Source organism: Sphingobacterium siyangense, assembly GCF_007830445.1.
Taxonomy (GTDB): domain Bacteria; phylum Bacteroidota; class Bacteroidia; order Sphingobacteriales; family Sphingobacteriaceae; genus Sphingobacterium; species Sphingobacterium siyangense.
In genome coordinates this window covers 79,827-104,266 of record NZ_VLKR01000010.1, presented here as the reverse complement: position 1 = coordinate 104,266, position 24,440 = coordinate 79,827, and the positions used below count along the sequence as shown (strand labels likewise).

Below are 24,440 nucleotides of genomic sequence, written 5' to 3'. Positions count from 1 at the left end.
CGATTTGAATATCAGTCAATAGTTTTTTAAAAAAGTATTTTTATATTCAGAAAATAAGTCGTAATATTGCATTCCGATTTTTACAGGATATAAATCGTTAATAATTACTCGAAATCATGGATTTAGTAAAATTTGTAGAAGAACAAGCGGTAGTAAAGAATGAAATTCCCGCTTTCAAAGCTGGAGATACCGTCAGCGTTCATTATAAAATTCGCGAAGGAAATAAAGAGCGTGTACAGGTGTACCAAGGTGTAGTAATTCAATTAAACAGCGAAGGTGCTAACGCTACTTTTACCGTTCGTAAAATCTCAAACGGTGTAGGTGTTGAACGTATTTTCCCTGTAAACTCACCAAACATTGAAAAAATTGAAGTAAACAGCTACGGTAAAGTTCGTCGCGCGAAATTATTCTATTTACGCGGCCTTACTGGTAAAGCTGCTCGTATTAAATCGAAAAGAATCTAATTACGACTATTACAGCATAAAAAAAGGCTTTGAATATATTCAAAGCCTTTTTTTATTGACTATATTGCCCTGGCTTCTCAAACGCAGACAGCACAACCAACTTCCTTCTGTAATAAATTTAGGACAATTAGATAATGTCCTTCAAAATTCCAACCCTCTTTTTGCCGCGCTAAAACATTTTACTTACTTTTAGCACCGTATCTGAAAGGTAGAATCGTAGATGATTACAATAGCGGAAAACAAACTGGTATTGTTTCATCCCAACTTGGCTACCGCTAAAAATCAAACTGTATCTTGATGAGAACTATAGCTTTTATCCTTACTTTTATCATCTATCCGACCTTTATTTTTGCACAACGAAATCTGAATGAATTTCTTCAGCTACAGTCGCGCCCTCAAACGTATTATGTACTTCCAGTAACAGATGCGATCACGATTGACGGAAAGGACAGTGAAGCTTCCTGGTCAAAAGCGATATGGACAGATTCTTTTAAGGATATTGAGGGATCAAATAAACCTGCCCCTACTTTTAAGACACAAGTCAAGATGCTTTGGGACAAAGAAAATCTTTACATTTTTGCTAAGCTTCAAGAACCTCATATCAAAGGATATTTAAGACAAAAAGATACAATCATCTATCATGACAATGATTTTGAGATCTTTCTCAAGCCAAATCTATTATCTCCAGAATATATAGAGATTGAAATAAACGCATTAAATACCGTAATGGATCTTTTGATGACTAAACCTTATCGCTTTGGCGGCAGAGCTAATCTAAATTGGGACACAAAAGATATGGAAAGTGCAGTCTATCATGCTGGGTCCATCAACGATCCTCAAGACAAGGATGAATTTTGGACTGTGGAAATGAAAATACCTGTAAAAAGTCTAAAATACTTTGGCGAAGGAAATCAGATTAAAGCAAATGAAACCTGGAAGATAAACTTCTCACGTGTTCAGTGGCATTATGACAACACCGAAACAACCTACAGCAAGAGAAAAGACAACACGGGTAAGACGCTCGCTGAAGAGAACTGGGTATGGTCTCCAATCGGCCTCGTTAATATGCATTACCCTGAGCGATGGGGACATATAAAATTTGTTAACGACACAGACCATCAACCTATCGATGAGCAATTCCTCGCACTCGAAAAAGTTACCTGGAATATCTTTTACCTGCAACAGATCTATAGAAAGGATAAAAAACGCTATGCAACGTCAATTCAGGAGCTAAGCAAATTATATCCTGAAATTATAAATGAGCACAAAAATTATGAGATTGTATTTTCAAACAGTAATAATTTCTATCGCATTGAAATCAAGTCAAAAGCACAGCCTACATTAAAGACAACAATAGATAGCCAAGGTAATATCTATTTTTAATTTAATTAATCGAGCCATCTTCAATTCTGATTTTGAATAAAAATTGCTATCTTTGTATCCCGTACATAGAGCAACTATTATTGGTCATTTTGACCACATAAAATTGAAAATCCTTTAATTGTTATGACTAAATATATTTTTGTTACGGGCGGCGTTACTTCGTCGTTGGGGAAAGGTATTATTGCTGCCTCCCTTGCTAAACTTCTCCAAGCGCGTGGCTATAAAGTTACCATTCAAAAATTCGACCCTTACATTAACATCGATCCAGGAACATTAAATCCATATGAACATGGAGAATGTTATGTTACAGAAGATGGCGCTGAAACAGACCTTGACTTAGGTCATTACGAGCGCTTCCTGAATGTCCCTACCTCACAAGCAAATAACGTCACGACAGGCCGCATCTATCAACACGTTATCCAACAAGAACGTGAAGGTGCATATTTAGGAAAAACCGTTCAAGTGATTCCCCATATCACCGATGAGATAAAACGCAGAATGCAACTGTTGGGTGAGTCCGGCAAATATGACATTATCATCACTGAATTGGGCGGAACTGTAGGCGATATTGAGTCCTTACCGTTTGTGGAGGCCGTAAGACAGCTTCGTTGGGAATTAGGAGCCAATAATTCGCTGGTTATCCATTTGACTTTAGTCCCTTATTTGGCTGCTGCTGGTGAGCTTAAAACAAAACCTACCCAGCATTCCGTAAAAACATTATTGGAATATGGTGTACAACCTGATATTCTAGTATGTCGTACTGAACATAAATTATCGCAAGAAATCCGTAAAAAATTAGCGCAATTCTGTAATGTCAACATCAACGCCGTCGTAGAATCTATCGATGCGTCGACGATTTATGATGTCCCATTATTGATGTTGAAGGAGAATCTTGATAAAACAGCATTAACAAAACTAAAACTTTCCAACAAAAATGAGCCTGATCTAGAAAACTGGAAAAACTTTTTAGGTAAGCTCAAAAACCCGACAAGTGAAGTTAATATTGCTTTGGTCGGAAAATATGTTGAGCTTCCAGATGCTTACAAGTCCATTATCGAAGGATTTATTCATGCGGGCGCAACAAACGAATGTAAAGTAAAAGTGAGCTATATTGCTGCTGAAAGTGTTACAAAAGAAAATGTTGCTGAAAAGCTGAAAGGTATGGATGGAGTTTTGGTTGCTCCGGGTTTCGGTGAACGCGGCTTGGATGGTAAGCTAAATGCTATTCAGTATGTTCGTGAAAATAATATTCCGTTCTTTGGTATCTGCTTAGGTATGCAATGTTCGGTTATCGAATTCGGAAGAAACGTATTGGGATTAAAAGATGCCAACAGTTTTGAAATGGATGCCAACACCAGCAATCCGGTCATCAATTTGATGGAAGAGCAAAAAAATATTACCAATATGGGCGGTACAATGCGTTTAGGTGCTTACGACTGTGAAATTAAAAAAGGAACTAAGGCCTTTGCCATCTATGGTAAAACAAAAATTTCTGAAAGACACCGTCACCGTTATGAGTTTAACAATGACTATTTAAAACAATATGAAGCAGCTGGAATGATTGCTTCAGGATTCAATCCGGAGACTGGATTAGTTGAAATTGTCGAATTGAAAAACCATCCATTTTTCGTTGCCGGACAATTTCATCCAGAATTAAAGTCAACTGTTGCAAATCCTCACCCACTTTTTGTTAGCTTTGTAGCCGCTGCTTTGGCCAACAAAAAATCAAAGTAGTAATAGAAGGATACAATTAATTAAGTTTAATTATTAAAAATGGATAGAAATACCCTAATTGGTTTGGTCCTGATGTTTGCTATCATCACTGGTTCATTTTACCTGATGAAGCCTTCAGAATCGGAAATCAAACAAGAACAAGCGAGACAAGAGGCTAAAGCGCGCACAGAAAAAGGACTGCCTGCCGAAAGTGACTCTACCGCTAAAGCCAAAGCAGCACAAACAGCAGTGATTGCTGATTCGGCGGAATTGAAAAAGCCTTTTGGTGCGACAAAATTTGGAACGGAGAAAGTCATTACGATTGAAAACGAGAAAATCATTGCCAAAATCAGTACAAAAGGTGGTAAGGTTAAATCCGTAGAACTAAAAGGCGAAAAGAATTTCAATGGAAAACCTTTGATGCTTTTTGATGGTGAGGACAATAAGTTTGGTTTTCAATTTAACGCAGCTGGTCAAAACGTATCAACAAATGATTTATACTTCAATACAGAATCTTCGGATATCCAAGTTTCTGGTGAAGGTAAACAATCTGTAAAATTCCGACTAAATTACAGTGCCGAACAGTATATTGAATATGTGTACTCGATTGCTGGTAAAGGCTATAATGTTGGACTGGATATTAACACAAAAGGGATACAGAATTTAATTCCGCAGAGTCAAAAAACGTTGACCCTTAACTGGAACACCGCGTTGAGACAAAAAGAGCAAAACATAGAATCTGAAAGACAGAAATCTACACTTTATTATAAAGAAGATAATAAAGTAGATCATCTTTCAGAATCAAAAGATGCGGATGAAGCATTGGAGAAAAAAGTACAATGGATTGCATTCAAGCAGCATTACTTTTCTAATATCCTCAGCACTAAAGATGGCTTTGTCAATGCAAAAGTGGATGTAAAACATGCTTCAGAAACCGACATCGTCAAATTCTATAATACAAACGCAGAATTGGCATTTGATAATCATAAGGACAATAACTATTCCTTAAACTTCTTCTTTGGACCAAATCAATACAATGTATTGAAGGCCGAGGGTAATGACTACCAATCGATCATCAATATGGGTTGGGGCCCTATGCGTTGGATCAACCAATGGATTACAGTACCTGTATTTAACTTCCTGGATGGTTTCCATATGAGCTACGGTATCGTTATCCTTTTATTGACATTGATGTTGAAGCTGATTCTTTCACCAATGACCTACAAGTCTTATGTCTCTATGGCAAAAATGCGTGTATTAAAACCGCAGCTGGATGAGATCAAAGCAAAAGTGGGTGAAGATAATCAAATGTTGATGCAGCAGGAGCAAATGAAATTGTACAAACAGGTTGGTGTAAATCCACTTGGTGGATGTCTTCCGCTTGTCCTACAAATGCCATTTACAATTGCGTTCTTCTACTTCTTTCCAAATTTATTTGAATTGAGAGGACAAAGCTTCTTGTTTATGAAGGATATGTCAACCTATGATACACTGTTTACATTTGCACCTATTTTTGGATCATTCAACCACATCTCTTTGATGTGTATCTTGATGACATTGACAACATTGTTGACGACTTGGTATAACAACGCTACATCTGGTGCTACAGGACAAATGAAATACATGGGCTATATCATGCCTTTGATTTTCTTCTTTGTTTTGAATAGCTTCCCAGCAGGTTTGAACTACTACTATTTCTTAAGTGCATTATTTACGTTCTTGACTCAGTTGGTTATTCGCACCATGGTGAATGATGAGAAAATCTTAGCTAAATTGGAGGAAAATAAAAAGAATCCAAAAGCAGATAAAAAATCGAGCTTCCAAACGAAAATGGAAGAGATGATGCGTGCACAACAACAAGCACAACAAAATAAAAACAAATCGTAAGATTTATCATACTGATAAAGAAGGCTTCCAAATTGGAAGCCTTCTTTGTTTGTGAACTTTTGTAGCATTTCGTCAAACCAAACGTTAAAAAGGGTGTTAATAGGTTAAAATTTAGAATATGAACTTTAAAAACATCGCCATATTGGCCATCTTAATCGTTAGTCTTGGAAGTTGCTCTGTGATCAAGAAGAACGCGAATGAGCAGAACACAGACAGTAGCATGTCGTCAGTAATTGAAAAAAAATGGCAATTGATTGAAATCAATGGACAGCCTGTAGCGGATCAGATCAACGGCAAAATGCCTTACCTCCAGCTGGACGAAAAAAGTTACAGTGCAAGTGGCGGATGTAATGGCATCGGTGGAGAATTGACATTATCAAAAAATGGAAAGGTTAAATTTGCTCAGGGCATGTCTACGATGATGGCCTGTCCGGATATGTCTATTGAACAAGCTTTATCCAAAAACCTGATTGCTGCAGATAATTATACGGTTAAGGATGGCATTCTTAGCCTGAACAAAGCTAAGATGGCTCCCCTGGCAAAATTTAAGTTAATTCAGAACAATAAACAAGAACTTAGTGGAACTTGGGAACTTGATTATATATCCGGCCCACGGATCGCTTTTGATGGCCTATATCCCAATCGTAAACCAACAATGACATTTGATGCTGCCAGTGGTAAAGTAAACGGGAATAGTAGCTGTAATAACTACAATACGACTTTTAAAACCAATGGAAATACCATTAATTTTGGCCCGATTATGTCAACGAAAATGGCCTGCGAAGGTAATGGTGAAGCAACTTTCTTTTCGACATTGGAAAAGGTAAACACCTATAGTGTAAGCGAGAATACCTTGACATTTATCATGGGAGATATTGCTATTATGCGATTTAAACGGAAATAGAAAATTGCTTTTTTGCTCCAACTGAAGTAAAAAGGGCATTGTTTAAAAAACAACGCCCTTTTTATGTATTAAGCGATATTTGGCAACAGGAAGTCAAAAACCAGCCGGATCTCGCCTAAACAAAGGCACTAAATCCAGTTATACTTCTACCAACTATGAGTGAATTGATTTCTTTTGTCCCCTCATAGGAATAAATTGCTTCGGCATCGGCCAAAAACCGTGCGACATTATACTCCAACAGAATACCGTTTCCACCCATGACCTCTCGAGCCTTGGAAACAATATCTCTCGTACGTAAAGAACAGAAGACTTTAGCCAGCGAGGCATGTTCATCTTTTAGTTCACCTTTATCCTGTAATTCAGATAATCTGAAGACAAGCGTTTGCATAGCTGTCAAATTGGACAACATTTCAACCAGGTGATTTTGAATAAGTTGAAAAGAAGCGATTGGTTTACCAAATTGCTTCCTTTTACGCGTATAATCCAAGGCATTTTCATAAGCACCCCGCGCACATCCTACGGCCATCCAAGCGACACCTGCTCGCGTCATCTGAAGAACCTTTCCTGTATCTTTAAAGGAATTCGCATTTTGCAGGCGATCACTTTCTGGAACGATACAATTCGCTAAAGTAATAAGGCCATTCTGCACAATGCGCAAAGCCATCTTATCTTTAATTTTTTCAACTGAAAAACCTGGATTATCCTTTCGTACAATAAACCCCTTAACTTCGCCATCATCAAGATCCCTTGCCCATACGATTGTGATATCGGAAAAGGTGGAATTCCCGATCCATTTTTTTTGACCATTTAAGACCCAACCTTCAGCTGTCTTCCTACAGGTCGTTGTCAATCCGCCTGCTGCTCCCGACCCTACTTCGGGCTCTGTTAAACCAAAAGCACCAATCACTTGCATCTGCTGCATTTTGGGCAGCCACTCTTGTTTTTGCTCTTCGGATCCGCAAATATAAATTGATCCCATGGCTAAACCACTCTGTACGCCAAAGAAAGTCGCTACAGAAGCATCTACCCGTGCTATCTCCGCCGCTATGATCCCTTCCATTAATGAACTTCCCCCCATACAACCATACCCATCGTAGGTATAGCCACAAATATTTAAAGCTGCTAGTTTCGGTACTATTTCAAAAGGGAACTCATCTCTTAACCAATATTTATTGACGATTGGCTTAACTTCGGTCTCCATAAACTCCCTTACCTTCAATTGTAATGCACGATCTGAATCGTTTAATTTGCTATCCATAGCATAGAAATCACCATTAATAGGCGGTAATTCCTTTTTTTCTTTTCCTGCACTTAGCATTTTCATTAAACCATGAAGCTGCTTATCATCCATTTTTGATACGGCATCCATGACTGCTCCCAAATCCACTTTCTTCGATATTTCTTCCAATTTGCCAAAGTCTATTGATTTTGCCAAATCCATTATATTCTTTACTTTATCAAACATAACTGCAATTTCTTTTTAAGTGTTTACTTCTTAAAATAAGAAAAATAATCCAAAATTGTTTGGAAATGACATGATACAAATTGACAAGATCGAATTATCCGGTAAACAAACGAATGGACAATATCTTACCTTATATCGCCCAATCCCCTATCAATAAAATAGTGGAATCAGGAATGTTTTGAATAAAACATAGAATTATAAATAAATGAAAAACAATGTGTTAAAAATATTTTTAAAAAAAAATCATTTTTTGGGTTACCTTTTTTGGTTACGTGTATTAAGAGATGAAAAAGAAAATTATTTCAATTTAAATTAGAAAATTAGAAAATGAAAAACGCATTAAAATTCGGTTTCTTAGGTTTAGCTTTAACTGTAGCTTTCGCATCTTGTAACAATTCAGAGAAAAAAGCTGAAGGTGCTGCAGATTCAGCTTCTGCTTTAGTTGATTCAGCTGCTAACACATTAGATTCAGCTGCTACTAAAGTTGATTCAGCTGCTGCTAAAGTTGATTCAGCTGCTGCTAAAGTTGATTCAGCTGCTACTAAATAATTCAGGACTGAATAAAGCTTTTGGAAGGCCTTTTTTACGAAAGGCCTTTCTTTTTTTAAAAAAAATAAATACAGGGGTTACCTTTTTGGTTTAATGGTATTAACTCCTAAATAACAAGATTTAAAAATATTTTAATTTTAATAAAATGAAAAACGCATTCAAATTCGGTTTCTTAGGTTTAGCTTTAACATTGGCTTTCGCATCATGTGGTGAAACAGCTAAAAAAACTGATGCTGCTACTGATTCAGCTAACGTTGCTTTAGATTCAGCTAACACGCAATTGGATTCAGCAAAAACTGCTGTAGATTCAGCTGCTGCTAAAGTTGATTCAACTAAAGCTGCTCACTAATTCTCTGAAAAAGAATTTACACCGTATAAAAAGCTTCCTTCAACAAGGAGGCTTTTTTTATATCTACACCAATTAAATTGCTAAGCTCCAAGCATTTTTTTACCTTTGCCAAAAATCATTCAATCTATGGCTTTATCATCTTTAACAGCAGTTACGCCTATTGACGGACGCTATTACAATAATACTAATGAACTTTCAGCATTTTTTTCCGAATTTGCTTTAATAAAATATCGTGTACGCGTAGAGGTCGAATATTTTATTGCATTAAGTGAATCCGGTATTGCTCAATTACAACAGTTTGACAAAACACTCAATGAAAAATTGCGGGATATCTACAGGAATTTTTCTGAAGAAGATGCCATTTGGATCAAAAACACAGAAAAAGTTACGAACCATGATGTTAAAGCAGTTGAATATTTTCTAAAAGATCAATTTGAAAAATTAGGATTACAGGACTACCTTGAATTCATCCATTTTGGTTTGACTTCACAAGATATCAATAACACAGCGATTCCACTTTCCTGGAAAGAAGCCATTAAAGAAAGTTATACACCGGCAATAGAAGAGTTGCTTCATGAGTTAAAATCATTAGCAACGTCATGGTCAGACATCCCGATGTTGGCACGTACCCATGGACAACCGGCATCTCCAACTCGTTTGGGTAAAGAGTTGTATGTTTTTATCGAACGCATAGAACGTCAATTGCAACTATTACATCAAGTACCGTATTCCGCTAAATTTGGTGGCGCAACTGGTAATTTTAATGCGCATCACGTTGCATATCCAGCGACAAATTGGATCAATTTTGGGAATAATTTTGTAAACAATATCTTGGGGTTAGACCGTTCACAAACGACCACACAGATTGAGCATTACGATAACTTTGCTGCAAGCTGTGATGCCTTAAAACGGATAAACAATATTGTCATCGATTTATGCCGTGACATTTGGACATATATTTCGATGGAATATTTTAAACAAAAAATTACTGCTGGTCAAATCGGTTCTTCGGCTATGCCACATAAAGTCAACCCGATTGACTTTGAAAATGCAGAAGGAAATTTAGGTATTGCAAATGCCATTTTTGAGCACCTTGCGGCTAAGTTACCAGTTTCCCGCCTTCAACGAGATTTAACAGATTCTACGGTATTACGTAATATTGGTGTTCCGTTTGCACATACCCTAATTGCTATTAAATCGACTTTGAGAGGGTTACGCAAATTGATTTTAAACGAACAGGCGTTGGCCAATGATCTTGAAAATAATTGGGCTGTTGTTGCGGAGGCACTACAAACTATATTGAGAAGGGAAGGCTATCCAAAGCCGTATGAAGCTTTAAAAGACCTAACACGTACCAACACACATGTTACAAAAGAAACGATAGCAACATTTGTTGATAATCTAAATGTATCAGCGGAAGTTAAAGAGGAACTGAAAGCGATCAGTCCTTCTAACTACACAGGTGTCACTTTATAAGCTTTTACTTATAGATGACCTTAACAAAGCTTCATTTGACCTATATTTGCTTGGAATAAAAATAGATACTACATGGCTACGATTAACGTATATACAGAGTCTACACCCAACCCTTCTACAATGAAGTTCTTGGTCAATAAATTGTTGATCAACGGTAGTGTGGATTTTCCAAATAAAGAAGCAGCACAAGATTCACCGTTTGCACTTGAATTATTCAAATTTAACTTTGTAAATGGGGTATTTTTTGCAAGTAACTTCGTGACCATTACCAAAACTGAAGATGCGGAATGGGAAGACATTGAAGCCTTGCTAAAAGACTTTGTAAAAGGTGCTGTAGAGTCTGAACTTGCTGTAAAAACGGTACACCACGATACAGAGGTTAATTTTGAAGGTACTGAAACTGAAGTGAAGATACAACAAGTATTACATGATTATGTAAGACCTGCTGTTGAACAAGATGGTGGAGCAATCCATTATAAATCCTTCAACGAAGGTATTGTGACAGTTGAACTAAAAGGTTCTTGCAGTGGTTGTCCATCTTCGACAATCACATTAAAAGCAGGAATTGAGGGATTGTTGAAACGCATGGTTCCAGAAGTGACTGAAGTTGTCGCTGAGGCCATGTAATCACAGCTATTCGATACAATAAAAAAAGGATTCAGTAATTAATTTTGCTGAATCCTTTTTTTATTCACTAGTCTTAAGAAGAAATAATCGCTATCCACCATCTGCTTGGTATAGCATTTTTTAACCTAATTGACTACTTCAAATGAATCTTTAAGCGGAAGATTAACAGAAGAATTACCGATAAATAGTTCAAATTTGCCGGGTTCAACTGTCCAGTTATTATGCTGATCCAAAAGTTCCAGGTGGGCAGGTAAGATCGTAAACTGTAACGTCTTCTTTTCCCCTGGATTAAGCTCAACTTTTTCGAATCCACGCAAATCCATCTCATATGTCGTTACCGAAGACAGCACGTCTTTGATATAAAGCTGAACAACTTCGGCGCCTTTCCTCTTCCCTATGTTTTCAATATCAACCGTAACTGTAAGGGAATCCGTTGGTCTGATCTGTTTCTTCGCGAGTTGTAAATTTGAAAAACTAAAATCTGTGTAGCTTAATCCATATCCAAAAGGGTATAAGAATCCAACAACCCGACTATTGCCCCACCCATTGGGTCCGACCCCAGGTTGCCCCGCCTGTGCAGCGGGCTTGGTCGGAAAATTCATTTCAACCTGTCCGACGGACTTCGGAAATGAAATAGGCAATTTTCCACTAGGGCTATACCCTCCAAACAGCATTTCGGCAAGAACATTTCCCGACTGATTGCTAAGAAACCAACTCTCCACAATTGCAGGTAGATACTTGTTTTCCCAATTGACAGTAAGTGGACGACCATTGACAAGTACCAGCACAATAGGTTTACCTGTTTCCTTCAATTTCATTAAATAGTCGCGTTGCTTGCCTGGCAAATTTAGATCTGATCGCGATCGACTTTCACCGACTTCCCGTTCCGACTCGCCCATTACCGCTATGATTAGGTCAGATTCTTTACCGAGACGAACACCTTCGGCCATCTTTTCCAGCTCCTCGCCGGACAAGTCTGTTGGAATAATCTCACTCTCAGGCCAGTTTTTATCCACGACATCTACCCCTTTTGCATAATCAACCCGAAGTGCCTTTGTTTTTCCATAGTTTATAATCCCATCTTTGATGGTGGTGATCGGATTATTGGAAGGTCCATAGCGACTTGTCGTATAATTTGTTGCTTCTGCCATTGGTCCCGTAACCAAAATTCGTTTGTATTTATTCACGTCTATTGGGAGAAGATTCTGTTCATTTTTCAACAGAACAATAGACTCCTTATTCATTTGAAGTGATACTTCTTCATCTGCGGGGGTATGCACCTTTTTATCGGCTATCGCTATATCTTCTCTCAATGGATGATCAAATAAACCCAGTTTAAATTTCACGGTCAGGACTTCGCGAACCCGCTGATCCAATATTTTGATATCCAGCCCTCCTTCTTCTATTAGTTCCATTAGTGGCGTTAGATATGTACTCGGTGGATCAAAATTTGTCCGCACATTCAAACCCGCCTCTAATGCCTGTTTAATAGCATCTTTATAGTTTGCAGCAACATGGTGTTTGTTGTAAATAAACTCTAGAGCCTCACTGTCGGACACCACATACCCTTCAAAACCATACTCTTTTCGGAGTAAGTCCTGTAAAAAATAGCTGCTGGCAGATACAGGCACGCCATCATAATCATTATAACTACTCATGACTCCCAAGGGTTTGGCTTCCTTTATGACCCTTTTAAATGGATAGAGGTGAAGCGAATGCATCTCACGAAAGCCAACATGAGGATCCGTACGTGCATTGCCATCTCTTCCCCCTTTGGGCACAGAATAGACCGCATAATGTTTCAATGTGGATGCGACTCCATTTTGTTGAATCCCTAAAACAACTTGTTTCCCCATTTCAGCAATATGAAACGGATCTTCGCCATAGGTTTCAACCACTCTTCCCCAGCGCGGATCTCTAGAAACATCAAGAATAGGCGTATAGACATTGGTATAGCCCAGATATTTGGCTTCCCTACCAATTATATCGCCAGCTTTACGTACCAGTGAAGTATTCCATGTACTTCCAATATTGATTGGTGCCGGCAGGGAAGTAGCGCGATCATGGTTGAGTCCATGAATCCCCTCATTGGTAAAATCAACGGGAATACCAAGTCGTGTGTTTTCCACAAACCATTTTTGAACATTATTTAAGGCTTGAGCATGGCGGCTGAAGGGATACGAAAATGAACTTTTTGCCGACTTATTATAAGCCAAGCTATTCAACATTTCGTCGATATTGGCCAAGCCGTGTTTCCAAATCTCTTTGTCCCAAGCGGCAGTGGGCTGCTCATCTTTCAAAACCCGCCCATAACCGTAGAGTGTAACCGTCTGATTGGCCTTTTCTTGAACAGTCATTTGACGCAACAGATCCTCCACGCGACTGGCTATTTTCTGTTTGGGGTCTTCATAAATATCCTTTTTCCCATTTTTGTTAAAATCGATCCAATCCTTATGGTAAATGTTGATGTGCTGGGCAGAAGAATGCAAATAAAGGGCTGAGAGCGCTGAAATAATAAGGCTGCTTTTGAGTTGATTAGGCATTATGCTGAAAATTGTTGGTTTTATAAAGTGAAGCAAGGTACAAAAAAAATAAAAATCCGCAGATCAAACACATCGTCGATCTGGGATAAGTCAATATAAATTCATTTTTTAACAAGCATCTAGCTTAAAAATAGTTAACTTTACGACCAATTGTGAAACCAACAAAAAAAATGAGTGCAGATATTAACAAACTAGAACAAATTGCATCACAGGTAAGACGTGATATCGTACGTATGGTACACGCTTGTCAATCAGGACACCCAGGTGGTTCGTTAGGTTGTACAGATTACTTTGTGGCGCTTTATTTCAATGCAATGAAACGCAATCCTTCCTTTGACATGGATGGAAAAGGAGAAGATTTATTCTTCCTGTCAAATGGACACATCTCTCCTGTATTTTACAGTACATTGGCGCATGCGGGATATTTTGAAGTGAGCGAATTAGCAACGTTCAGAAAAATCAATTCCAGACTTCAAGGTCACCCAACAACACACGAAGGCCTTCCGGGTATTCGTATTGCTTCGGGATCATTGGGCCAAGGATTATCTGTTGCAATTGGAGCCGCACAGGCAAAAAAATTGAATAAAGACAATAATCTAGTTTATGTTTTAATGGGTGATGGCGAATTGCAGGAGGGCCAAGTTTGGGAAGCTGCAATGTACGCACCACACAACAAAATCGACAATTTAATTGCTACTGTTGACTATAACAAAGCACAAATTGACGGATCTACAGATCAAGTATTATCTCTTGGTGATCTTCGTGCAAAATGGGAAGCATTTGGCTGGGATGTGATGGAAATTGCTAAAGGCAATGACATGAATGCTGTTGTTGCAGGTTTAGCAGAAGCTAAATCACGCACAGGAAAAGGTAAACCGGTTATTATTCTGATGCATACTGAAATGGGTAGCGGTGTTGATTTTATGATGGGTTCTCATAAATGGCATGGTGTTGCTCCAAATGACGAACAATTGGCGTCGGCGTTGAATCAGCTTACAGAAACTTTAGGAGATTACTAGCATGAAAAAATATACTTATACAGAGTCAAAAGATACACGCTCAGGATTTGGTGCGGGCTTACTAGAAGCAGGAAAGCAAGATGAGAATGTAGTTGCATTATGTGCTGATTTAATCGGTTCGTTAAAAATGAACGATTTTATCAAAGAATTTCCTGAGCGCTTTTTCCAAATCGGTATTGCGGAAGCAAACATGATGGGTATTGCTGCCGGACTTACGATCGGTGGTAAAATACCATTCACAGGTACATTCGCAAATTTCTCAACAGGCCGTGTTTATGATCAGATTCGCCAATCGATCGCATACTCGGACAAAAATGTAAAAATTGCGGCGTCACATGCTGGTCTAACCTTAGGTGAAGATGGTGCAACTCACCAAATCTTAGAAGATATCGGTTTGATGAAAATGTTGCCTGGAATGACAGTGATCAATCCTTGTGATTTCAATCAAACAAAAGCCGCTACGATTGCTGCAGCCAAATATGATGGACCGGTTTATTTGCGTTTTGGCCGTCCTGTAGTTCCTAACTTCACTCCTGCTGATCAGGAATTTGTGATTGGTAAGGCGGTATTATTAAATGAAGGAACGGATGTTACGATCATTGCTACAGGTCATCTGGTATGGGAAGCTATCCAAGCTGGTGAGCAATTAGCTGAGTTGGGCATCAACGCTGAGATTATCAATATCCATACAATCAAACCTTTGGATGAAGAAGCTATTTTAAAATCTGTTGCTAAAACCAAATGTGTCGTAACGGCGGAAGAGCATAATCGTCTTGGCGGTTTAGGTGATAGCGTTGCTCAGGTATTAACAAGAGAGTTGCCTACTCCACAAGAATACGTTGCTGTAAATGATAGTTTTGGAGAATCAGGTACTCCTGCTCAATTGATGGAAAAATACGGTCTGAATGCAGCGGCTATTGTTGCAGCGGCTCAAAAAGTAATCAAAAGAAAATAACAAAACTACGCAAGTCAATATATGGATGACGCTTTAATTATAGCAAAATTCGCCGAAGAGAGTACGCGAGAAGAAGCTTTCCGTTTATTGTTGAAGAAATATCAACAGAAGATTTATTGGCATGTGCGAAGAATGGTCATCGATCATGACGATGCGGACGATGTTGTACAAGATATTTTTGTGAAAGTATGGAAGAACCTTGGGAACTTCCAGGAAGACTCACAGTTATACACGTGGCTTTATCGTATTGCAACAAATGAATGTATTACCTTCTTAAATAAGAAAAAGCAAAAGCAGAACGTGTCGTTGGATGACGACACGACTGCTTATCTGGCAGAAACGCTTGCTGATGGCAATTATTTCAATGGTGATAGAGCTCAAATGAAATTACAACAGGCTTTGTTGACCTTGCCAGAGAAGCAAAAATTGGTCTTCAATATGAAATATTTTGAAGACATGAAATATGAAGAGATTTCAGAAGTTCTCGGAACAAGTGTTGGAGCGCTTAAAGCCTCTTATCATTTGGCCGTCAAAAAAATAGAGGCATTTTTTAACAACAACGATTAAACCTTTTAGCGAAATTAGGTTCTAACAAATACTATGAAGGAAAATGGCACATATCATGATGGGCTGGAGCCTACAAATCTTCCAGCATCGTTGCGTGAAAATCCATTTGGCTTACCTGAAAATTATTTCAGTGATTTAGAATCAAAAATAATTACGCAAGTCAAATTGATTGAATGCAAGGAAGAATCCATCTTTGAGGTTCCAGAAGGATATTTTGATAGCCTATCTGAGGCCATTATGTGTAAAGTAGCAGAAGACAATTTAAAAAATCAAGTTGCTACTGACGGCTTTGAAATTCCTGAAAATTATGCTTCCGAACTATCTTCAACTATCCTCAACCGAATTTTAGAAGACAAATTAAAAGAAACGATTGTATCTGATGGCTTTACAATGCCTTCTGCTTATAATCAAACGCTTGAAGATTCCATCTTCGCCCGTTTAGCTGAGCAGGAATTGAAGAAAACAGTTCCTACAGATGGTTTCTCTGTTCCGGCTGGCTATGAAGAAACAGTTGAATCGACTATTTTTGCTCGTATCGCTGAAGAAAAACTCAAAGAAACGGTTGTGACTGCAGGCTTTGATGTACCACAACATTATTTTGAGACTCTTTCCGACAGTATTATTAATGCTGTGCAGGAGCCTGAAAAAGATCATACACCTATCCATCAAATAGGAAGACCGAAAAAATGGTATGCACGCTATGCTGTTGCAGCATCTTTTGCCGCCATGTTGAGCATAGGAGGATATTGGGGGTATCAGTATCAACAACAAAATGCAGCTCCCGTAGAAACAGTTGCAGAAGAGCAGTTGAGCCAACATTTGTCAGAAATTCCTAAGCAGGAAATTATTAATTACCTTGCGGCTTCAGCTTCTGGTGATGATATGATCTATATGTCCCAGTATACCGATGAAGCGAATCTCCCTACCAAGGGATTTGGGAGTAATATATCTAAACAAGAAATAGAAGATTATCTAAACTATACCTTATAATGATGTTCGATAAAAAATACATATGGATAACATTGTTCTTTAGTATATTTTCTATTGCCTTGGGCTTTGCACAAGACAAAAATCGATTTCAAGCTATAGAAAATGAAAAAATAGCTTACATTACTAAAGAACTAGATTTAACGCCAAGAGAGGCTCAGCAATTCTTTCCGCTCTATAATGAGTATAGCCAAACACTTTGGGATATCAGAAAAGAAAAATTGAATGGTGCTCCCAAAAATAGTTTTAGAGGTGGTTCCAGAGATGTCTTACAGTATGATGTTAAAGAAGTGGAGATCAAAAAAGAATACCGGGTCAAATTTGCCAAAGTTATTGGCAATGCGCGGGCATCGCAATTTTTTGAAGTAGAACAGGAATTCAGAGAACATCTATACAAATCCCTGCAGAATAGAAGAAAATAATCTCGAAAATAAAAAAGAAGTCTTGAAGACTTCTTTTTTATTTTCGGACATTTGTAAGATCATGTTAAGCAACAGAGAATTATTTTTAATGAATACTGCTCAAACATCTAGCTCACCTAGATTGGTTGAAGTAGTTAAGGCTGAAGGTGTCTACCTTTATGGCCCCAATGGAGAAGAATATATGGATTTGGTCTCCGGCTTCAATGTCAGCAATATAGGCCATCGTCATCCGAAGGTTTTAGAGGCTATAAAATCACAATTGGAGCAGTACTTACATGTCACCGTTTATGGTGAATTTGTGCAGGCGCCACAGGTGCAATTTGCTACAGAATTACTAGCAGAACTTCCCGCTAATTTTCAATCAGTCTACCTCACCAACAGTGGAACGGAAGCCGTAGAGGGATCTATGAAAATAGCAAAGAAATATACTGGTCGCAGGCAGATTATCGCTGCAAAAAAAGCGTACCACGGCAGCACACAAGGCGCGCTCAGTCTGATCGGAAACGATGAGTATCGCAAAGCGTATGCCCCCCTCCTTCCCGAAATAGATTTTATCGGGTTTAATGACATGGAAGATCTCACAAAGATTACGGAACAAACTGCTGCTGTCATCCTCGAAGCTATTCAGGGAGAAGCTGGTGTCCGAGTCCCGGATATCGCTTACATGCAAGCTGTTAGAAAACGCTGTAATGAAACAGGTACTTTACTGATCTTTGATGAAATTCAAACAGGTTTCGGTCGAACAGGCCGTCTTTTCGCCTTCGAACATTTTGCTATTGTTCCAGATATCCTGATGCTTGCCAAAGGCATCGGAGGCGGTATGCCCTTGGGTGCATTTGTTGCAGCCAAAGAAGTGATGGACGTTATTAAGGATAATCCCATGCTTGGGCACATCACAACTTTCGGGGGGCATCCTGTGAGTTGTGCCGCAGCGCGGGCTTCACTAGCTGTTATCAAGGAAGAAAAATTAGTCGAACAGGTTGAGCGAAAATCGCTTTTATTTAAAGAAAAACTCAGGCATCCTGCAATTAAAGAAATTCGAGGACTAGGCCTTATGATGTGTCTGCAACTGGCTTCTTTTGATCAAGTTTACAATGTGAGTAAGTATTGTGCTGAAAAAGGGGTTATGATCGATTGGTATCTGCATTGTGAAACGGCACTCCGTGTCGCCCCACCATTGACTATTACAAATCTAGAAATTGAAAAAGCTTGTAACATCATTATAAAAGGTTTGGAAAAGTATGCCTAAAGTATGTAACTTTAAACATAACAAAAACCTAATAATGAACACAAACCGCAGATCATTTATCAAAAAAAGCATTATTGGCACCGGTCTATTGACTGGCGCCGATTTACTGAGAAACGATGTATTCGCACACGAATCAACAGTCGGTTCCTCAAAAATCACTTTAAATAACGACGACATCATTTTATTTCAGGGCGATTCCATTACGGATGTGGGCCGAGATAGAAATAACAAAAATGCCAATGACACCGCAGCGCTGGGGCATGGTTATGCTTTATTGGCTGCCAGCCAACTCTTAAATAAATATCCAGCAAAGAGACTAAAGGTATATAATACAGGTATTAGCGGAAATCGTGTACCCGATCTTCAAAAGCGCTGGCAGGAGGATACTCTGGCAATTAACCCTACTGTATTGAGTATTTTGATTGGTGTGAACGATTTCTGGCGGACAATCGATCGAGGAGCACAGACTACGGTTGAAGAGTATAAATCCCAGTACAAACAGCTATTGCAGGAGACATTACAAAAGCTTCCAAATGTCAAATTGATCATTGGAGAGCCTTTTGCAGTAAAGGGTGTAGGTCACATTACTGAAGCTTGGTATCCAAAATTTTTGGCTTATCAAGAATCCGCTCGTGAGATCGCCAAAGAATTTGGAGCAATTCTTATCCCCTATCAAAAAATATTCGACAATGCTCAAAAGAATGCCCCTGGTGCCTATTGGGCTGCGGACGGCGTACATCCCACGCTTGCTGGGGCACAAATGATGGCCTCAGCCTGGATGGACTGCATCAAGTAATAAAAGAAAAGAGCGGATACTTTATTGAAATCCGCTCTTTCTTTTTTAACATATGCCTATATGTTAAATCTAAATTTCTTTATAAGGTGTTTTTTGTAGATTGGGAAGAAAATAAGCCACAATACCGATCAATGGCAGATAGGAACATAAGTGATAAATAAACTCGATGGAAGTATGATCTGCCTGCCAGCCAAGTACAGCGGATCCAATCCCCCCCATTCCAAATGCAAAGCCGTAAAATAAACCTGAAACCATACCCAACTTTTTAGGCAATAGTTCTTGTGCATAAACAATAATTGCTGGAAAAGCTGATGATAAAATCAACCCAATAATCACGATTAATATCCCCGTCATCGTAAGTCCAACATAGGGTAATGCCAATGCAAATGGCGCAACGCCCAAGACGGAGAACCAGATGACATATTTGCGACCAAATCGATCGCCGAATGCTCCTCCAAGTAGGGTTCCCACCGCAACGGCTATCAGAAAATAAAATAGATAGACTTGTGCTTCCACTTCATTGATTCCGAATTTCTTGATTGTATAAAACTGGAAGTAGTTTGTGATACTTGCTATATAGAAGTATTTTGAAACAATCAGTAATAGGAGTATAATAACCGTCACGACGATTCTGCTATTGGGTAGATCAGGTACGCGTATTGTTCTCTTCGTTGATTTAGCGGAGCTTTGAAGCCTCTTTTTATACCAACTACCGATATAATAAGATATAAATTGGCCGAGAATGGTAAATAAGCACATCCAAGCGATCGCCTGTTGCCCTCTCGGTAAAACCAAAAAAGCGACAATGATTGGAGCCATTGCGGTCCCTGCATTGCCTCCGATCTGAAAAATAGATTGTGCCATACTTCTTCTTCCTCCCGACGCCATATAAGCTACACGAGAAGATTCAGGGTGAAAGATTGAAGATCCAATCCCGACCAGAAAAACAGAAAATAAGATCCATTCATAACTATGTGCTTTCGAAAACAAAAACATACCGAGAAGTGAAAAAGACATCCCTATAATCTGGGAGTACGGTACAGGATGTTTATCCGTAAATGAGCCTACAACAGGCTGGAATATTGAAGCTGCTATCTGATAAACCATTGTAATCATCCCAACCTGAGAAAAGCTTAGATGATGCTCTTCTTTGAGCAAGGGATAGGTTGCCGGTATCACTCCCTGAATCATATCGTTCAGAAGATGCACCATACTCACGGCAAACAAAATAGAAAAAATAGGTCTACCCGCCTTCTCTTGTATCATGACGTCTTTCAAAAATTAAAAAGGTTGATTTTAACAAACCAACCTAAACTACCTTCATATAATAATTACAATACGCGTACCAACAATCCTTTCAGATATTCACCTTCGGGGAACGAGGCCCGGACAGGATGGTCTTCAGGTTGATGAAATTGTCTGATAAACTGAATTTCCTTACCGGCATCCAGTGCAGCCCAAGCGAGCACTTGTTTGAACGTATCCATATCCATCGCACCTGAACAAGAAAATGTCGCTAATAAACCACCGCTATTTAACAACATCAATCCGCGGCGATTCAGGTCTTTATACGCCCTTGATGCTCTTTCCAATGCAGATCGAGAGGGTGCATATTTCGGTGGATCCAGGACAATCAGATCAAATTTTTCCCCTTCATCAATGAATTTACGCAATTGCTTGTTTACATCAGACAATATTGCTTTATGTCGACTAGGTTCAAAACCATTTTCAACAATATTCTTTTCCAGGGTTTCAATAGCCAGTGCAGAACTATCTACAGATATGACTTCTGCAGCGCCACTTTTCAAACTATTTAACGTAAAACCACCGGAATAGCAGAAACAATCTAGGACTCGTTTATTCAAAACGTAGTTGGCCGTTAGCTGGCGATTTTCACGTTGGTCGCAATAAAATCCCGATTTTTGCCCATCAATAATGTTAACCTTATAATGAATGCCATTTTCGATAACGTCGACAAATTCAGATGGAAGTTCTCCAAACAAAAGTCCATTGGTATCGGGTAATCCTTCATGTTCGCGGGATTTCAGATCACTGCGCTCATAAATTCCTTTGGGTTGCAGCAAAGCATTCAATTCATCTATAATAATGGATTTGACTTTTTCCACCCCAACTGAATGAATCTGAATGGATATAAAATCTGCGTATTTATCTGCAATAAGTCCAGGAAGAAAATCTGCTTCAGCAAAGATTAAACGAACTGTATTGGTAACGCCTTCTTGCAACAGATGCTGTCTTGCTGCAACAGCCTTCTGAACTCGGGCACGCCACCAATCTGCATCAATCTGTGCTTGAGGGTTCCACTCCAATAAACGAATGGCTACACGCGAGCTATTGTGAAATAGACCATAGGCAATAAATTCACGTTCAGCATTGTAAACGCCAACAACTTCGCCATCTTCAATTTTATCGGACAATGATTTAATTGCTCCAGAAAATACCCAAGGATGCAATTGCCAGGCAGCTTTATCCTTACCCTTATTCAAATAAACTGATTTCATTGTTGCAAAATTAACTTATTAATTCGACATCCTGATGAAACTTTCCGGATAAAACAATCTAACATCCTCAATACATTATATATTTCCCAAAAATCCTTTTAATCCAAAAAACTCAACTATTTCTGAATAAAAATAAAAGGGCTCCTAAGGAGCCCTCAACGTTTAGTTATGGTTGATTAAATATTTTTTGAAGGCTTCAAAATCAACTTTCAAAGATTCTGCTAATTTCTCTTTTCCTTGCAATGTTTCTGCGCCGACAGGCAAAACTATTTTTTCGAATACATCTGCGGCTATTGCATCCGGGAATTTGCAGGGATGTGCTGTCGATAAGAAAACTGAAGCATACGGACCGGGGTACTCATTTGCATAAGCACGAGCGCCAAGCCAGGCAATTGCTGTATGCGGACAGGCGATATAATCCGATTCTTCAAGTAATTTCTGCATTCCTTCTTTTGTTTCTTCATCTGTAAATGTATAAGAAGAAAGCATATTTTTTAATTCAGCCACATTTCCGCCAAAGAGATCCTGTATACGTACCCAGTTGCTTGGATTTCCCACATCCATGGCATTGCTTAGGGTTTGAACAGAAGGCAGTGGCTCATATTTACCTGAAGAAAGGAATCTAGGAACGGTATCATTGACGTTTGTTGCTGCTACAAAATGTTTCACTGGAAGTCCCATTTTATAAGCCAATAAACCAGCTCCAATATTACCAAAATTACCACTCGGCACTGTAAATACGACCTCATTGACTCCTTGTGACTTCAATTGTGCATACGCATAAAAATAATAAAATGTCTGTGGGATCAACCGTGCTATATTGATTGAATTAGCGGAAGTCAAACGCAATATAGCATTAAGTTCGGCATCACTAAAGGCTTGTTTTACCAATGCCTGACAATCGTCAAAGGTTCCTTCTACCTCAATAGCACGAATATTTTGTCCATTAGTGGTCAGTTGTAATTCCTGAACCTCCGAGACTTTACCTTTAGGATATAGTATCGTCACACGTGTTCCTTCTACTCCCAAAAAGCCCAAGGCAACAGCTCCACCGGTATCGCCTGATGTCGCGACAAGTACGTCCAGTAATTTATCGTCAGTCTTTGAAAAATAGCCCATGACCCTACTCATAAAGCGAGCCCCAAAATCCTTAAAGGCATAAGATGGCCCATGAAATAGTTCAAGCACAGCGGTGCTGTCGGTCAAGAATTTTACAGGAGCATCAAAATTGATGGCATCGTTCACAATCTGTTTTAAATCGTCTTTGGGAATATCATTTCCCAATAGTGTAGAAGCTACTTCAAAAGCAATCTCCTGCAAGGAATACTGTTGAATATTCTTAATAAACAGCGGATCCAATTGTGGTATCTCTTCAGGCATATACAATCCTTTGTCTGCAGGGAGAGAATTGAAGACCGCATCTTTGAAGGAGACTTCTAATGTTTTATTATTTGTACTATAAAATTTCATATGTAAATAATCTTTTTGTAGAGGCCGATAAAACATCCTGTTATTTTCATTCGTGTTGACTTTAGAATGTGGATATTTCATTTTATTATCTTTTCTGAGGCAATGATCAATTAACCTAAGATTTTATAAACCTCGTTTCTGTCCTTAAATAATTTTTAATCTAATATTCTGGGTCCTTCCACATTGACACGGGAAACATAGCCAAAACTATCAATTTCATTTTCTTTGAGATGAGTTTGTATTTTGTCGGCAATATCCTTTGCTATTTTTTCATCCCGTGTTATTGCAACGACGGAAGGTCCTGAGCCAGAAATACCAAAACTCAAGGCGCCATTTTTCAAGGCAATCTCTTTCATTTCATAAAACTGAGGAATTAAAATTGCACGGGTTGGTTCAATAAGAATATCTTTCATGCTTCGCGCAATGAGATCATAATCTTCCTTGAACAACGCGGCAACCAATCCCGCGATATTTCCCCATTGTGTGACGGCGTCTTTTAACAGCACTTTATCTTTTATAAGTTGTCTTGCGTCACGTGTGGGAACATCGACCTGTGGAAAAACGACCGCTGCTACGAGTTCTTTTGGTGAAGGAATGGAAATAACATCCAAAGGTTCATTTCCCCGAATTAATGTTATGCCTCCATAAAGCGCCGGGGCAACATTATCGGCATGGCCTGTACCGCAAGCCAAACGCTCACCTTCAACACAAAATGGCAGTAATTCTTCTTTTGTCAAAGGGTTTCCAAGCATGGTATTGATGGCAAAAAGCCCAGCCACGGTACTTGCTGCACTGGAGCCAAGTCCCGATCCAATTGGCATATGTTTATGCAATTCAATTTCGACACCTACCTTTGAAGAGATATTCAAGGCTTGTAATAGATATTGAACACAGGCAGATACCGTATTCTTACCGGGATCGAGTGGTAGTCTTCCATCGTCGCCAGTTATTTCCCGAATCGTTACTCCAGGTTGTTGCGTGCGCCGCATAACCACCTCATCACCGGGTTCCTCGACAGCAAACCCCAATATATCAAAACCACAGATCATATTTGCGACAGTTGCAGGCGCAAAAACACGAACTTCGGACAGCATGC

The 24,440-nt window shown here is 38.9% G+C and carries 22 protein-coding genes; 16 read left to right on the top strand and 6 right to left on the bottom strand.

Going from position 1 to position 24,440, the window contains the following annotated elements; translation table 11 throughout:
- Nucleotides 1-116 precede the first annotated feature (116 nt).
- From rplS to IQ31_RS10870, 5 genes are all read left to right on the top strand, one after another.
- Entirely contained in the window at nt 117-464 is a 348-nt protein-coding gene (gene rplS, locus IQ31_RS10890; RefSeq protein WP_075994123.1) for a 50S ribosomal protein L19, read from the top strand.
- Nucleotides 465-761: 297 nt separating this feature from the next.
- Entirely contained in the window at nt 762-1,847 is a 1,086-nt protein-coding gene (locus tag IQ31_RS10885) for a carbohydrate-binding family 9-like protein (RefSeq protein WP_088162902.1), read from the top strand.
- Between the two features lie 123 nt (nt 1,848-1,970).
- Entirely contained in the window at nt 1,971-3,581 is a 1,611-nt protein-coding gene (locus IQ31_RS10880) for a CTP synthase (protein ID WP_088162903.1), read from the top strand.
- A gap of 39 nt (nt 3,582-3,620) precedes the next feature.
- A complete protein-coding gene (gene yidC, locus IQ31_RS10875) occupies nt 3,621-5,447 on the top strand; it encodes a membrane protein insertase YidC (RefSeq protein WP_120333254.1) in 1,827 nt (608 codons plus the stop codon).
- Between the two features lie 118 nt (nt 5,448-5,565).
- Entirely contained in the window at nt 5,566-6,351 is a 786-nt protein-coding gene (locus IQ31_RS10870; protein WP_145327966.1) for an META domain-containing protein, read from the top strand.
- Between the two features lie 115 nt (nt 6,352-6,466).
- On the opposite strand, the gene IQ31_RS10865 is transcribed toward IQ31_RS10870, so the two are convergent.
- The gene (locus IQ31_RS10865) at nt 6,467-7,816 is read right to left on the bottom strand and encodes an acyl-CoA dehydrogenase family protein (RefSeq protein WP_198385988.1); all 1,350 of its coding nucleotides are present in this window, start codon (nt 7,814-7,816) and stop codon (nt 6,467-6,469) included.
- 327 nt (nt 7,817-8,143) lie between these two features.
- Between IQ31_RS10865 and IQ31_RS10860 the strand changes: the two genes are divergently transcribed.
- From IQ31_RS10860 to IQ31_RS10845, 4 genes are all read left to right on the top strand, one after another.
- On the top strand, nt 8,144-8,365 hold the full coding sequence (locus IQ31_RS10860) for a PG1828 family lipoprotein (protein WP_075994129.1): 222 nt from the start codon (nt 8,144-8,146) through the stop codon (nt 8,363-8,365).
- A gap of 145 nt (nt 8,366-8,510) precedes the next feature.
- Nucleotides 8,511-8,714 (top strand): PG1828 family lipoprotein, encoded by a 204-nt coding sequence (locus tag IQ31_RS10855; protein WP_088162907.1) that lies wholly within the window; start codon nt 8,511-8,513, stop codon nt 8,712-8,714.
- 126 nt (nt 8,715-8,840) lie between these two features.
- A complete protein-coding gene (gene purB, locus IQ31_RS10850; RefSeq protein WP_145327965.1) occupies nt 8,841-10,190 on the top strand; it encodes an adenylosuccinate lyase in 1,350 nt (449 codons plus the stop codon).
- 72 nt (nt 10,191-10,262) lie between these two features.
- The gene (locus IQ31_RS10845; RefSeq protein ID WP_088162909.1) at nt 10,263-10,817 is read left to right on the top strand and encodes a NifU family protein; all 555 of its coding nucleotides are present in this window, start codon (nt 10,263-10,265) and stop codon (nt 10,815-10,817) included.
- A 125-nt stretch (nt 10,818-10,942) separates the two neighbouring features.
- Here IQ31_RS10845 and IQ31_RS10840 read toward each other — a convergent pair whose 3' ends face one another.
- Nucleotides 10,943-13,360 (bottom strand): glycoside hydrolase family 3 N-terminal domain-containing protein, encoded by a 2,418-nt coding sequence (locus IQ31_RS10840; protein WP_088162910.1) that lies wholly within the window; start codon nt 13,358-13,360, stop codon nt 10,943-10,945.
- A gap of 170 nt (nt 13,361-13,530) precedes the next feature.
- Between IQ31_RS10840 and IQ31_RS10835 the strand changes: the two genes are divergently transcribed.
- The 7 genes from IQ31_RS10835 (at nt 13,531) to IQ31_RS10805 (ending at nt 19,355) form a co-directional block, all read left to right on the top strand.
- Complete coding sequence (locus IQ31_RS10835) at nt 13,531-14,379, top strand: transketolase (RefSeq protein WP_075994134.1); 849 nt, start codon at nt 13,531-13,533, stop codon at nt 14,377-14,379.
- Nucleotide 14,380: 1 nt separating this feature from the next.
- Nucleotides 14,381-15,334, top strand: coding sequence for a transketolase family protein (locus IQ31_RS10830; protein WP_075994135.1), 954 nt, complete (start codon nt 14,381-14,383; stop codon nt 15,332-15,334).
- Between the two features lie 21 nt (nt 15,335-15,355).
- Complete coding sequence (locus IQ31_RS10825) at nt 15,356-15,901, top strand: RNA polymerase sigma factor (protein ID WP_145327964.1); 546 nt, start codon at nt 15,356-15,358, stop codon at nt 15,899-15,901.
- A 33-nt stretch (nt 15,902-15,934) separates the two neighbouring features.
- Nucleotides 15,935-16,891: a hypothetical protein gene (locus IQ31_RS10820; protein WP_145327963.1), complete on the top strand. Its 957-nt coding sequence runs from the start codon at nt 15,935-15,937 to the stop codon at nt 16,889-16,891.
- Nucleotides 16,891-17,310: a hypothetical protein gene (locus IQ31_RS10815; RefSeq protein ID WP_232475616.1), complete on the top strand. Its 420-nt coding sequence runs from the start codon at nt 16,891-16,893 to the stop codon at nt 17,308-17,310. The genes IQ31_RS10820 and IQ31_RS10815 overlap by 1 nt, the downstream gene beginning before the upstream one ends.
- 61 nt (nt 17,311-17,371) lie before the next feature.
- Nucleotides 17,372-18,559, top strand: coding sequence for an aspartate aminotransferase family protein (locus tag IQ31_RS10810; RefSeq protein ID WP_088162912.1), 1,188 nt, complete (start codon nt 17,372-17,374; stop codon nt 18,557-18,559).
- A gap of 34 nt (nt 18,560-18,593) precedes the next feature.
- Nucleotides 18,594-19,355 (top strand): SGNH/GDSL hydrolase family protein, encoded by a 762-nt coding sequence (locus IQ31_RS10805; RefSeq protein ID WP_075994140.1) that lies wholly within the window; start codon nt 18,594-18,596, stop codon nt 19,353-19,355.
- 69 nt (nt 19,356-19,424) lie between these two features.
- On the opposite strand, the gene IQ31_RS10800 is transcribed toward IQ31_RS10805, so the two are convergent.
- From IQ31_RS10800 to IQ31_RS10785, 4 genes are all read right to left on the bottom strand, one after another.
- Nucleotides 19,425-20,621: an MFS transporter gene (locus tag IQ31_RS10800; RefSeq protein WP_088162914.1), complete on the bottom strand. Its 1,197-nt coding sequence runs from the start codon at nt 20,619-20,621 to the stop codon at nt 19,425-19,427.
- Between the two features lie 65 nt (nt 20,622-20,686).
- Nucleotides 20,687-21,874, bottom strand: a complete 1,188-nt coding sequence (locus IQ31_RS10795; RefSeq protein WP_075994142.1) for a class I SAM-dependent rRNA methyltransferase — start codon at nt 21,872-21,874, stop codon at nt 20,687-20,689.
- A gap of 162 nt (nt 21,875-22,036) precedes the next feature.
- The gene (thrC, locus tag IQ31_RS10790) at nt 22,037-23,344 is read right to left on the bottom strand and encodes a threonine synthase (RefSeq protein ID WP_088163763.1); all 1,308 of its coding nucleotides are present in this window, start codon (nt 23,342-23,344) and stop codon (nt 22,037-22,039) included.
- A 155-nt stretch (nt 23,345-23,499) separates the two neighbouring features.
- A complete protein-coding gene (locus IQ31_RS10785) occupies nt 23,500-24,438 on the bottom strand; it encodes a homoserine kinase (protein WP_088163765.1) in 939 nt (312 codons plus the stop codon).
- Nucleotides 24,439-24,440 lie beyond the last annotated feature (2 nt).

What these genes read in the sequence shown, in the direction of transcription:
- rplS (WP_075994123.1), top strand. Translation starts at nt 117, where the DNA reads ATGGATTTAGTAAAATTTGTAGAAGAACAAGCGGTAGTAAAGAATGAA.
- IQ31_RS10885 (WP_088162902.1), top strand. Translation starts at nt 762, where the DNA reads ATGAGAACTATAGCTTTTATCCTTACTTTTATCATCTATCCGACCTTT.
- IQ31_RS10880 (WP_088162903.1), top strand. Translation starts at nt 1,971, where the DNA reads ATGACTAAATATATTTTTGTTACGGGCGGCGTTACTTCGTCGTTGGGG.
- yidC (WP_120333254.1), top strand. Translation starts at nt 3,621, where the DNA reads ATGGATAGAAATACCCTAATTGGTTTGGTCCTGATGTTTGCTATCATC.
- IQ31_RS10870 (WP_145327966.1), top strand. Translation starts at nt 5,566, where the DNA reads ATGAACTTTAAAAACATCGCCATATTGGCCATCTTAATCGTTAGTCTT.
- IQ31_RS10865 (WP_198385988.1), bottom strand. Translation starts at nt 7,816, where the DNA reads ATGTTTGATAAAGTAAAGAATATAATGGATTTGGCAAAATCAATAGAC.
- IQ31_RS10860 (WP_075994129.1), top strand. Translation starts at nt 8,144, where the DNA reads ATGAAAAACGCATTAAAATTCGGTTTCTTAGGTTTAGCTTTAACTGTA.
- IQ31_RS10855 (WP_088162907.1), top strand. Translation starts at nt 8,511, where the DNA reads ATGAAAAACGCATTCAAATTCGGTTTCTTAGGTTTAGCTTTAACATTG.
- purB (WP_145327965.1), top strand. Translation starts at nt 8,841, where the DNA reads ATGGCTTTATCATCTTTAACAGCAGTTACGCCTATTGACGGACGCTAT.
- IQ31_RS10845 (WP_088162909.1), top strand. Translation starts at nt 10,263, where the DNA reads ATGGCTACGATTAACGTATATACAGAGTCTACACCCAACCCTTCTACA.
- IQ31_RS10840 (WP_088162910.1), bottom strand. Translation starts at nt 13,360, where the DNA reads ATGCCTAATCAACTCAAAAGCAGCCTTATTATTTCAGCGCTCTCAGCC.
- IQ31_RS10835 (WP_075994134.1), top strand. Translation starts at nt 13,531, where the DNA reads ATGAGTGCAGATATTAACAAACTAGAACAAATTGCATCACAGGTAAGA.
- IQ31_RS10830 (WP_075994135.1), top strand. Translation starts at nt 14,381, where the DNA reads ATGAAAAAATATACTTATACAGAGTCAAAAGATACACGCTCAGGATTT.
- IQ31_RS10825 (WP_145327964.1), top strand. Translation starts at nt 15,356, where the DNA reads ATGGATGACGCTTTAATTATAGCAAAATTCGCCGAAGAGAGTACGCGA.
- IQ31_RS10820 (WP_145327963.1), top strand. Translation starts at nt 15,935, where the DNA reads ATGAAGGAAAATGGCACATATCATGATGGGCTGGAGCCTACAAATCTT.
- IQ31_RS10815 (WP_232475616.1), top strand. Translation starts at nt 16,891, where the DNA reads ATGATGTTCGATAAAAAATACATATGGATAACATTGTTCTTTAGTATA.
- IQ31_RS10810 (WP_088162912.1), top strand. Translation starts at nt 17,372, where the DNA reads ATGTTAAGCAACAGAGAATTATTTTTAATGAATACTGCTCAAACATCT.
- IQ31_RS10805 (WP_075994140.1), top strand. Translation starts at nt 18,594, where the DNA reads ATGAACACAAACCGCAGATCATTTATCAAAAAAAGCATTATTGGCACC.
- IQ31_RS10800 (WP_088162914.1), bottom strand. Translation starts at nt 20,621, where the DNA reads ATGATACAAGAGAAGGCGGGTAGACCTATTTTTTCTATTTTGTTTGCC.
- IQ31_RS10795 (WP_075994142.1), bottom strand. Translation starts at nt 21,874, where the DNA reads ATGAAATCAGTTTATTTGAATAAGGGTAAGGATAAAGCTGCCTGGCAA.
- thrC (WP_088163763.1), bottom strand. Translation starts at nt 23,344, where the DNA reads ATGAAATTTTATAGTACAAATAATAAAACATTAGAAGTCTCCTTCAAA.
- IQ31_RS10785 (WP_088163765.1), bottom strand. Translation starts at nt 24,438, where the DNA reads ATGCTGTCCGAAGTTCGTGTTTTTGCGCCTGCAACTGTCGCAAATATG.